Consider the following 10,861-nt stretch of genomic DNA (forward strand, 5'->3'; position numbering starts at 1 on the left):
TCAAGTATTTACGTAGACCTCATGGGAAACATACAGTTCTCCCTAACCTGGGGTAAACTGGCTGATGGTAATTTTGGGATGCCGGTCTGGCGATCGGCATCCCATTTAGGTTAATCCCTAGATAGGGGAGTGGTATGGGTAAGTACATCGTTAAACGTGTGCTTCAGTTCATCCCGGTGTTTTTGGGCGTTACGCTGATTCTGTTCGCCCTTCAGAATATCGTGCCGGGAGATCCGATCAAGCTGATCGGTGGAGACAAGGCTCTGTCCCCCGAGGTGGAGCTTCAGCTTCGCGTCCGCTATCACCTGGTCCAGACGGACGAGGACGGCAACGCGATCCTTGACGAGAACGGCGACCCCGTTCAAACGTCGCTCGTGGACCGTTACTTGTATTACATGAACGGCCTGCTTCATGGCGATCTGGGCAATTCGTATCAGCGCAAGCTGCCGGTTACGGAAATCTTCGCCCAGAAGTATCCGTATACGGTCAAACTTGCCGCGTGCGCCATCGTGCTCGAGGCAATCATGGGTATCGGTGCGGGTATCATTTCGGCGGTAAAGCGTTATTCCTTCTGGGATATTTTGGTAACGCTCACCACGTCGATCCTCGTTGCGGTCCCGGCCTTCTGGCTCGGTATGTTGCTGCAGCTGTTCTTTGGCGTCATCCTCAAGGACGCCACGGGCGGTGCATTCTCCATGCCGATCTCGGGTGCCGGCGGTTCCAGCTCTCAGTATCAGGATTGGATGCACTATGTGCTTCCGACCATTACGCTGGCTTCGGTTTCGACCGCTTATGCCGCGCGCATTATGCGCTCGCAGCTGCTTGACGTCATGAACCAGGATTACATCCGTACGGCAAAGGCCAAGGGTCTCTCCAATCGCGCGATCATCATCAAGCATGCGCTTAAGAATGCACTCATCCCCGTCGTTACCTATATTGGTGTCGACTTTGGTGGCATGCTTTCGGGCGCCATCCTGACCGAGACGGTCTTTAACTGGCCCGGTATCGGCTATGAGGTCTATCGCGCCATTAGCATGCGTGACTGGCCCATCGTTATGGGCGGCGTTACGCTCATCGTTGTCGTCGTCATGGTGATCAACCTGCTCGTCGACATTAGCTATGCATTCCTCGACCCGCGCATCCGCCTTGGCGGTCCGTCGGATAAGGCCTAAGGGAGGTACGTCTCATGCAGGAAACTGATTCTCAGTCTCAGGAGCAGGCTACCGCCACCAAGGTCGCATCTGCTCCCGCCAAGTCCCGCACGCTGTGGGGCGACGCTTTTAAGCGTCTTCGTAAGAACAAGCTCGCCGTTATCGGTGTCTGCTGGATCATCATCGTCGTTGTGGTTGCCCTGACCGCAGATCTGTGGGCTAAGCCCTGGCTCGGTTCTCCGACGGCTTCCGACTCGACCACTATGGCCGAGACGTCGCTGCTGGCTCCGTGTGCAGAGCATCCGTTTGGCACCGACGCCCTTGGTCGTGACATTCTCGTCCGCGTTATCTACGGTGCGCGCGTTTCGCTGTCCGTCGGAATTATGGCCACCGCGATCTCCACGCTGATTGGTCTGGTCATGGGTGCTCTGGCCGGTTTCTACGGCGGCATCTGGGATACGATCATCATGCGCTGTGCGGACATCTTCCTGGCGTTCCCGTACGTGCTGTTCGTTGTCGCCATGATCGCCGTTATTGGCCGTGGTCTTCAGAACGTCTTTATCGCCATCGGTATTCTCGGCTGGCCTTCGATTGCGCGCGTCTTCCGCTCTGCGATCTTGACCGTCAAGGAAAACGACTATGTTGATGCTGCGCGCGCGATGGGTGCATCTGATGCTCGTATCGTTGTACGTCACATCTTCCCGAACTCCGTCGCCTCCATCGTGGTCTACGCGACCATGAACATTGGTGGCGCCATTCTGACCGAGTCCGCTCTGTCCTTCCTCGGCATGGGCGTTATTCCGCCTACGCCTTCGTGGGGCTCCATGATTCAGGACGGTCAGCAGTATCTTCTGACTGCTCCCTGGATGATGATCATGCCCGGTCTGGCAATTCTCTCGACGGTGCTCGCCTTCACCCTGTTGGGTGATGGTCTGCGCGACGCCCTCGACGTCAAGATGAAGGACGCATAAGGATGAAGAAGAACAAGAACTATGTGGACCTGAAGGACCAGCCGGTTCCCGAGGGCCAGCATCTGCTCGAGGTCGATGACCTTAAGATGTATTTCCACACCGAGGATGGCGTCGTTCGCGCTGTCGACGGTGTCTCCTACACGCTCGATCGCGGCGAGACCCTGGGCGTCGTCGGTGAGTCCGGCTCCGGTAAGTCCGTGACCGCCATGACCATCATGGGCCTTATCTCGATGCCTCCGGGAAAGATTGAGGGCGGTGACGTTCGATATCGCGGTCGCTCCATCCTCGAAATGACCGAGGAAGAGATGCAGCACATTCGCGGTAACGACATCGCGATGATCTTCCAGGATCCTATGACCTCCTTGAACCCGGTTTATAAGATCGGCAAGCAGGTGGGCGAGGGCCTTCGTCTGCACCGTGGCTACTCCAAGCAGGAGGCGCTCAAGCGTGCCACCGAGCTTTTGGACCTCGTTGGTATTCCCGAGCCCGAGAAGCGCGTCAATGAGTATCCGCACCAGTTCTCTGGCGGTATGCGTCAGCGCGTCATGATTGCCATGGCTCTTGCCTGCGATCCCGATATTCTGATTGCCGACGAGCCCACGACGGCTCTGGACGTTACCATTCAGGCTCAGATTATCGAGCTCATGCAGGAAATGCAGGAGAAGAACGGCAACGCCATCATCATGATTACCCATGACCTGGGCGTCGTCGCCGACATGGCCGACAAGATCATGGTTATGTACGCCGGCCGTCCCGTCGAGTTCGGTACTGCTGAGGAAATCTTCTACGAGAGCCGCCACCCCTACACCTGGGGCCTTATCCGCTCCATCCCGGAGCAGGCCATCGAAGAGAAGAAGCCGCTTACGCCGATTCACGGCAACCCGCCTTCGCTCATGAACCTGCCCGAGGGCTGCGTGTTCTCGCCTCGTTGTCCCTATGCGACCGATAAGTGCCGCAAGCAGCGCCCCGAGCGCGTTGTCACCGAGTCTGGTCATTACTCTGCGTGCCACTACTCCGGTGACCCCGAGTTTCTCAAGAACGCTCCTGAGACGTCCCGTACGCGCAAGGATTCCAAGAAGGGAGGCGAGGCGTAATGGCAGATACCAACGAGCGTACTCCGTTGCTGAAAGTCGAGCACCTCTCTAAGGAGTTCCCCGCTGAGTCCGGCATGTTCGCCAAGCGTTTTTCCAAGCGTGTCGTCTCTGCAGTGAATGACATTTCGTTCGAGATTTATCCGGGCGAGACCTTTGGCCTGGTTGGCGAGTCTGGTTGCGGTAAGTCCACGACGGGTCGAACCATCATGCGCTTGACCAAGCCGACGGCAGGCAAAGTGTTCTTCCAGGGCAAAGACGTTGCCGAGATGAGCAAGCACGAGATCAAGGATATGCGTCGCGAGATGCAGTTCATCTTCCAGGATCCCTATGCTTCGCTCAACCCTCGTATGACCATCGGCGAGATTGTTTCTGAGCCCATGACCATTCATGGCGTTGGCACCAAGGAAGAGCGTATCGAGCGTGTCCGCGAGCTGCTGGACGTCGTCGGTCTGAACCCCGAGCACATCAACCGCTATCCGCACGAGTTCTCGGGCGGCCAGCGCCAGCGTGTCGGCATCGCCCGCGCGTTCGCTCTGAAGCCCAAGCTGATCATCTGCGACGAGCCTGTCTCTGCACTTGACGTTTCCATTCAGGCCCAGGTTTTGAACCTGCTAAAGGAGCTTCAGGATAAGTTCGGTACGGCTTATCTCTTCATTGCTCACGACCTCTCTGTCGTACAGCATATCTCCGACCGTGTTGCCGTTATGTATCTGGGTAAGATGGTTGAGGTTTCGGACTGGAAGACGCTCTACAGTGAGCCGCACCATCCGTACACGCAGTCGCTGCTGTCTGCCGTGCCGGTGCCCGATCCTGATATCCAGAAGACCCGCAAGCGCATCATCCTCGCCGGCGATCCGCCGTCACCGCTGGATCCGCCGACCGGCTGCCGTTTCCACACGCGCTGCCCGATCGCTCAGGGTATCTGCTCCGAGAAGCTTCCTGAGTTTAAGGAAGTTGCCCCGGGCCACTGCTGTGCCTGCCACTTCGCGGAGCCGTTCCCGATCAAGGAATCGCACATCGACCTGTAGTCGGTTGTTCTCGTCCGGGCCCGCGCTGGACTTAGTTTTCAGAACGTCCTCGACCATGGAAACCCCCTTATCCTGCTCCTTCGGAGCTGCGGATAAGGGGGTTTCCTGGTCTGCGGAATGTTCTGAAAACTAAGTCCAGCACGGGCCCTGCGGCAACGCGGCAGGGAGGGGTGCGATTCCTTGATCGCTCACTTAATCTAATAGGAAAGTTAGTGAGGCCGGAGCTTTAGCTCCGGCCTCTTTATATAAGGGCTCGGCAAGGCCGAGCCACTAAATTTATATCAGCCCTCAGAACATGTTTGAGAATTGTGCCTGAAGTACGTATTTGCAGGCCCCGAATCGGTGTTGCCTCCCGGCGCATTCCGCAGGGGGAGCGATATTTTGCAGCACGAAGTGCGCAGCAAAATATCGCTCATGCCCGAGGACGCGCCGGGAGGCAACACCGATTCGGGGCCGGACATACGGATCTACCTGCTCATTTACAAATTCGTAAACTTTTTTGAAAAAAGTGCTTGCACAGTTCTCGAATCATAGGTTATTATCTTCCTCGTTGAACGCGCGGGTCCAACAAAGTGAACCGCAAATCAACAACATAGCATGTCGGAGTGGCGGAATTGGCAGACGCGCTAGCTTGAGGTGCTAGTGACCGCTTTTTGGTCATGCGGGTTCAAGTCCCGCCTCCGACACCATCGCATTTGAGAAGCCTCTTCGGAGGCTTTTTTGTTACCGATAGACGGTGGGGTCCACGATGGAAACGCTTGAACGCAACGAGTGGGCAGACGTTGCCCAACTAGTCGAGATCACGAGCGATGCTGTCATCATCTGCGAGCTCGACGGAACCATTCTGCATGTGAATAATCGCTTACTTGGGTTGATGTGCGAGGAACGCGCCGATGTCATCGGTGGAGATGTTAAAGACGTCCTGTACTCGTCCGCTTTTGAACGTGCGACGGAACATCGTCTGCCATTTGAAACTGATGGCTTCGAGAACGAACTGATGCTCAAGCTGAGTGACGGCTCTTTTATCCCCGTCTTGGTTCGCGCGGGCTCCGTAACGCCTCCACGCATCTTTGGGCGCCGCGCACCACGTGTCCTAGTGGCGCTTCACAGTATCGAGGAACAGTATTCTCACGACCGTCAACTTAAGCGTGCGTTATCGGAGCTTAGAGTTGCGAACAAGCGTCTCTCTGGCACTCTCTCGGTCATTATGAGTACCGTGGGCTCCGATGAGCTGCCCAGCCTACTTGATACCGTTTTGAACCAGCTTGTAGGAACGCTCGATGCTTCGGGTGCCGCTATCTATTTTTCTGAGAGCGGCGGTTTTAAACTTCGCGGTGTTTCCAAGGAGCTGTACGACAGCTACCTGCCTGAGTTTTTGCCGTATGGCGCTGGCATTCCGACGTATGTTCTTCGTGAGTCGCGTGCCTGTCGCTTGTCGATTCAACAGGACCTTGAGGGTGATAAGGCCGCCTCCGGTATGTTCATGGACCTGGACAATCGTTCTAAGCACCTGTTGCGCATGCAGGATATGCCTCCGTACCGCAGCGAGATCTGTCTTCCCGTTTTTTACGGTACGCAGATTCTTGGCGTGCTGGAAGTTGGTTGGAAACGCCCCCAGGCACCGCTCGCCTATGACGTTAATGTGCTCGAGGTCATTTGCGATTACCTGTCTATCCAGCTGGTCGGCATGGCATCGAGCCTTCGCTCCCGTCGCACGGCCGAGCTTGGCCGCTCGCTCAATGTCTTGCGTGATGAGTTGTTTACCTTTCTAGACGATTCCGCCGCGGCTACCCAGGCGGTATCGTCCGAGATCTGCAATATGCTTAACTGCCATTTTTGCCCTGTTGAGTATGACGCCAGTCTGGATTCCTACGTCATAGATTTTGAAGGTGGCAGTCGCGTTGCTTTGCCGGACGATCCCGAGAAGCTTTTCTTTTCCACGACGGCGCCAGCGGCACGTCTGGGGGCTGGCCCTGATGGCTTTGAGGCATCTGTTTTGGGCGGTACGAGTGCCGAGGACCTTAAACACGTCCGTATAACTCGCGTTGATGAATCGATGCCTATGGGAGGCTGGCTTAGGGCGCATGGCCTGCCTTGTCAAGGTCTCTACGTCGACTCCGGCATCGAGGCGGGGCGCCCGCGCTCTGAGGGTGATGGCAAGCACAGTAACGACGCGATTGTTCCTGCTTCTGTTGCGAAGAGCCCGACGACGCGCGCGCTGCTGCTTCGTGATGGTAGCCAAGAGCCGATTGATGATCTTGAATATGACTACTTGGTGCACTTGGCGCATGACTTTGAACTGATCTACGAAGGCGAATCTCAAAAGCGCGAGGAGCGCCATATCGCTCAGACCCTTCAGATCGGCATGAGAAATTCCCTGGGGGATGTTCCGGGTATCGCAACCGATTCGGTGTACCTGTCAGCCACGAACTCGGCGTTGGTCGGCGGCGATTTCTATACGCTCATCCGTCTTCCCGACGACTGCGCCGTCATGATTCTGGGTGATGTGTCTGGCAAAGGCATTGAGGCCGCATCGATGTCCGCGCTCGTCAAGACGGCCCTGACGACATATGCGTGGGAGGGCGCTGGACCGGCCCGCATGGCACGCTCTCTTAACAGTATGCTCATGGGCTTTTCGAGGGTCGAGACGTTCGTGACGGCCTTTATCGCCAAGATTGACCTTAAAGCCGGACGCGCAACGTATTGTTCGGCGGGCCATCCTCCGACCATGGTCATTAGGCCAGAGTCGATGCCGCTGGGTGGCGGCGAGGCCCGTGGGGGAGAGGTCGAGCTGCTTGGATGCCAATCGGGCGTAATCGGTGCCTTTGAGAGCATGGTGTACGAGACAGGCGTGTTTACGTTCGCTCCTGGCGACATGCTCTTCATGTATACGGACGGAACGATTGAGGCCCGCGACCGCACCGGAGCGTTCTTTGGTGAGCAGCGCCTTCGTGACCTTCTGCTCTCTGTCTCGGGTGAGGGCGTATCGGGAATCTGCGGCAAGGTCTTGGGCGAGCTTGACCGATTTACCGAATCGGCGCTGGACGATGACATTGCATTGGTGTCCCTTGAGTTTTTACGGGGTCGTTCATAGACGACGCTGGGCGGGCTGAATCCGTACGGTTGGGGAAACGAATGCATCGAGTGGGCTTTTTTGGGGAACCATGGTCGTATGAATGAGTGGAATGACATAGCGGTTTTGACGCCACCAGGCGATATCGACATCGCCACGGTGCCTGCGCTGCGTCGGCGGTTGGATGCTTTGATTGGCCGCGGCGTGCGTCGTGTTGTCATCAACTGTCAGGCTGTTAGCTTTATCGATTCGACGGGCTTGGCATTCCTGCTTACGCGCGCTCGTGAGCTCATGAGGCGAGAAGGCCTGCTTTCGCTCGTCAATGCATCGGGTGAAGTTGTTCGCTTTTTGGAGATTGCTCGTCTTGTCGATATCCTTCATGTCGCGGGGCCGGCACGGGAGTCTATTCCCGCCATTCCGGTGGGGGAGCTGCCTCGCTGGAGTAAGAGCGTCGAGGTCCGTCAGGGTATCGAGAATCTTCCATACTACCGACATCGCATCGCCGAACTCCTTGAATCGCTTCCGTTGCGCCGTGACGAGCGCTACGATGTCGCATTGGCGTCGGGGGAGGCGCTGGGTAATGCCTATGACCATGCGGGCGGTATCGGGTGCGTCCTGACGGTTCAGGCCTATGGCGATCGCGTTGTGGTTGAGGTGCTTGATCGAGGTGCCGGCTATTCTATCGATGAAACGAGCGAGCCGGTCGCATCCGAGGAGCGCGGCCGTGGCATCAAGCTTATGCGTATGCTCGTCGATAACGTGGAGGTTGCTCGTCGTACGGACGGCGCCGGCACGCGCGTACAGATGGTGAAGCTGTTTAGCGGAGCGCTGGAATCGTGTGCCTAGCCAATCGCTTTAGCGCGTTTAGCTACTAAGAACATGCGGCAGACAAGTTTTTTGAAAAAAGTACTTGCGTCTTTTGGACAACTCGCGTAAATTAATAACCCGCAAGCGGACATGGCTCAGTTGGTAGAGCACAACCTTGCCAAGGTTGGGGTCGCGGGTTCGAGCCCCGTTGTCCGCTCCATTGCATTTCCGGACCGTTTAGGCGGTCCTTTTTCGGCGAAGTGGCCAAGTGGTAAGGCAGAGGCCTGCAAAGCCTTTACCCCCGGTTCGAATCCGGGCTTCGCCTCCAGGCAACATCCGGGCGCTCCGGCGCCCGTTTTGTTTTACATATGCGGACATGGCTCAGTTGGTAGAGCACAACCTTGCCAAGGTTGGGGTCGCGGGTTCGAGCCCCGTTGTCCGCTCCAACTATCTTATGCGGTTCTAACGAACCGCGTTTTTTGTTGACGCTGCGCGGGCCCCGGGCACCCCATCTTGCCCCTCAATCGTCGGTCGCGTACATAAAGTACGCTTCCCTCCTCTTTCGCGGCAACCTGGGGCACCCGGAGCCCGCTCGCTGTCGTGGCCGGGAAAGTGGGTCTTCCGTTCTTTTCATTAATCGGTCGATTCGTCCCAGGAGGCTTGAACCCGAGAGGGAGCGAGCGTTTTGGGTCGTGGCTGTGGCGTTGTTTGCCGCGAATGTCCGCTTTGGGCGTATCATCGTGGGCATCTCGCATAACCTCGTTGCAAGGGAGATACGCCCCATGGCTACAGAAAAGTCTTCTTCGCGCTCATGGATGTCCGACGCTGCGATCTATCAGATCTACCCGCGCTCGTTTAAGGATTCGACTGGTTCGGGTCTGGGCGATATCGCGGGCATTACCCAGCAGATGGACTATCTTGAGCGGCTGGGTATCGAGGCCATCTGGCTGAGCCCGTTTTACCCATCGCCTCTTGTCGATGGCGGCTATGATGTGGCGGACTACTGCGATGTCGACCCACGTCTCGGCTCGCTTGACGACTTCGATGACATGATCGCTGCGGCTCACGCGCGCGGCATCAAGGTCATCGTCGACATCGTGCCCAACCATTCATCCAACCAGCACCCCTGGTTCAAAGCCGCTCTTGCCGCCGGCCCCGGATCTCCCGAGCGCGCCCGTTATATCTTCCGCGATGGTTGCGGCGAGCATGGCGAGCTGCCTCCCACCAATTGGAATGCCAACTTTGGCGGCCCCGCATGGACGCGTGTTGCGGACGGTCAGTGGTATCTGCACATGTTTACGCCCGAGCAGCCGGACTTTGACTGGTCATGCCCTGAGGTTCACGCGCTCTTTTGCGACGTCCTGGCGTTTTGGAGCGATCGAGGCGTCGACGGCTTTCGCATTGATGTGGCGCAGGGTCTCGCCAAGGATCTCGACCGCGATGACCTCGACCGGTGGCATCTCGCCGAGGGCGATGACATGGTTGACGACGGCACCCATCCGCTGTGGGACCGCAATGAGGTCCACGAGATCTATCGCGAGTGGCGCCGCGTGTTCGACCACTATAATCCGCCGCGCAGCGCCGTTGCCGAGGCGTGGGTGTTGCCCGAGCGCCAGTATCTCTACGCGCGTCCCAGCGAGCTTGGCCAGACATTCAACTTTGAGTTTGCCAAGGCCACTTGGACCTATAATGACATGCACACTGCAATCGAGAAGGGCTTGAAGGCAGCCGTCGAATCCGATTCCGCCTCGACCTGGGTACTCTCCAACCACGACGTGCCGCGCGTGGCGACACGCTATGCCCTGCCGCAAATCAAGGCGACGCGCTACCACCAGATTGCGCTCGACTGGCTCTTACGCGACGGGTCGTCTTATGACGAGGACCGTGAACTCGGCGAGCGCCGCGCGCGGGCGGCCCTTTTGCTTGAACTGGCGCTTCCGGGCTCGGCATACGTGTATCAGGGTGAGGAGCTCGGCCTTTTTGAGGTGGCTGATATCCCGTGGGCTGCACTCGAAGACCCTACTGCGACCAATACGCACGGACCGAAGCGTGAGAAGGGGCGCGACGGCTGTCGTGTGCCCCTGCCGTGGGTGGCGGCGGACGATTCCGCGCATGGCGGATCGTTTGGGTTTTCGCCGGCAGACGCCGATGCGGCGCCCCATCTGCCGCAGCCTGCATGGTTTTCCGATTACGCTGCCGATAGGGAAGAGGCGGACCCGACATCGATGCTTTCGCTCTATCGTGACGCCCTCTGGCTGCGGCGCAAACTGCGCGGGTGTACCAACGATCTTTTGTGGCTCGATCTTGACGGGCGCACCGGTCTTGCGGATGGTGCCGAGGGCGCTGAGGGCGGCGTCATCGCCTATCGCCGTGACAACGGCTGGGCGTGTGTGACGAACTTTGGTGCAGCACCCGTGGAGCTGCCGGCGGGCAGGGTCCTGCTCACCTCATCACCGCTTGCAGACGGCAGACTCGCGCAGGACAGCTCTGCCTGGATCATGCTCGGTGAGATGTAGGTGCCTCTTGCGGAGAGTTTGCGTTTGCCTGTACCTTCCGCGGCGGCTGATGCCTTCGCGAGGCTCGCGAGGGCGTCGCAAAACTTTTCAAAAAAAGTTCTTGCATAGGATGCGGGCATCACGTAAGATTAATCCTCGTAAGCGGACATGGCTCAGTTGGTAGAGCACAACCTTGCCAAGGTTGGGGTCGCGGGTTCGAGCCCCGTTGTCCGCTCCATTTG

7 protein-coding genes and 5 tRNA genes are annotated in these 10,861 nt (G+C 57.7%); all 12 read left to right on the forward strand.

The annotated features are described in order from the left end of the window. Window positions 1-134 precede the first annotated feature (134 nt). Complete coding sequence (locus I2E45_RS04265; protein WP_117637996.1) at window positions 135-1,172, forward strand: ABC transporter permease; 1,038 nt, start codon at window positions 135-137, stop codon at window positions 1,170-1,172. A 14-nt stretch (window positions 1,173-1,186) separates the two neighbouring features. Beyond that, window positions 1,187-2,122, forward strand: coding sequence for an ABC transporter permease (locus I2E45_RS04270; RefSeq protein ID WP_006236141.1), 936 nt, complete (start codon window positions 1,187-1,189; stop codon window positions 2,120-2,122). 2 nt (window positions 2,123-2,124) lie between these two features. Continuing rightward, the gene (locus tag I2E45_RS04275; protein ID WP_022094887.1) at window positions 2,125-3,216 is read left to right on the forward strand and encodes an ABC transporter ATP-binding protein; all 1,092 of its coding nucleotides are present in this window, start codon (window positions 2,125-2,127) and stop codon (window positions 3,214-3,216) included. Then, window positions 3,216-4,244, forward strand: a complete 1,029-nt coding sequence (locus tag I2E45_RS04280) for an ABC transporter ATP-binding protein (protein ID WP_022094888.1) — start codon at window positions 3,216-3,218, stop codon at window positions 4,242-4,244. The genes I2E45_RS04275 and I2E45_RS04280 overlap by 1 nt, the downstream gene beginning before the upstream one ends. Before the next feature lie 599 nt (window positions 4,245-4,843). After that, window positions 4,844-4,933, forward strand: a tRNA-Leu gene (locus I2E45_RS04285). A 59-nt stretch (window positions 4,934-4,992) separates the two neighbouring features. Further along, window positions 4,993-7,338, forward strand: coding sequence for a GAF domain-containing SpoIIE family protein phosphatase (locus tag I2E45_RS04290; protein ID WP_195444472.1), 2,346 nt, complete (start codon window positions 4,993-4,995; stop codon window positions 7,336-7,338). Between the two features lie 78 nt (window positions 7,339-7,416). Beyond that, entirely contained in the window at window positions 7,417-8,163 is a 747-nt protein-coding gene (locus tag I2E45_RS04295; RefSeq protein ID WP_055286928.1) for an anti-sigma factor antagonist, read from the forward strand. 105 nt (window positions 8,164-8,268) lie between these two features. Continuing rightward, window positions 8,269-8,344 (forward strand) — tRNA-Gly (locus I2E45_RS04300). Between the two features lie 34 nt (window positions 8,345-8,378). Then, window positions 8,379-8,452, forward strand: a tRNA-Cys gene (locus I2E45_RS04305). A 42-nt stretch (window positions 8,453-8,494) separates the two neighbouring features. Continuing rightward, window positions 8,495-8,570: transfer RNA gene (locus I2E45_RS04310), tRNA-Gly, on the forward strand. Between the two features lie 336 nt (window positions 8,571-8,906). Next, complete coding sequence (locus I2E45_RS04315) at window positions 8,907-10,640, forward strand: glycoside hydrolase family 13 protein (RefSeq protein WP_229058821.1); 1,734 nt, start codon at window positions 8,907-8,909, stop codon at window positions 10,638-10,640. Window positions 10,641-10,781: 141 nt separating this feature from the next. After that, a tRNA-Gly gene (locus I2E45_RS04320) sits at window positions 10,782-10,857 on the forward strand. Window positions 10,858-10,861: the final 4 nt, after the last annotated feature.

This window comes from Collinsella aerofaciens, from assembly GCF_015555045.1.
Classification (GTDB): Bacteria; Actinomycetota; Coriobacteriia; order Coriobacteriales; family Coriobacteriaceae; genus Collinsella; species Collinsella aerofaciens_W.

What these genes read in the sequence shown, in the direction of transcription:
- I2E45_RS04275 (WP_022094887.1), top strand. Translation starts at nt 2,125, where the DNA reads ATGAAGAAGAACAAGAACTATGTGGACCTGAAGGACCAGCCGGTTCCC.
- I2E45_RS04315 (WP_229058821.1), top strand. Translation starts at nt 8,907, where the DNA reads ATGGCTACAGAAAAGTCTTCTTCGCGCTCATGGATGTCCGACGCTGCG.
- I2E45_RS04270 (WP_006236141.1), top strand. Translation starts at nt 1,187, where the DNA reads ATGCAGGAAACTGATTCTCAGTCTCAGGAGCAGGCTACCGCCACCAAG.
- I2E45_RS04290 (WP_195444472.1), top strand. Translation starts at nt 4,993, where the DNA reads ATGGAAACGCTTGAACGCAACGAGTGGGCAGACGTTGCCCAACTAGTC.
- I2E45_RS04295 (WP_055286928.1), top strand. Translation starts at nt 7,417, where the DNA reads ATGAATGAGTGGAATGACATAGCGGTTTTGACGCCACCAGGCGATATC.
- I2E45_RS04280 (WP_022094888.1), top strand. Translation starts at nt 3,216, where the DNA reads ATGGCAGATACCAACGAGCGTACTCCGTTGCTGAAAGTCGAGCACCTC.
- I2E45_RS04265 (WP_117637996.1), top strand. Translation starts at nt 135, where the DNA reads ATGGGTAAGTACATCGTTAAACGTGTGCTTCAGTTCATCCCGGTGTTT.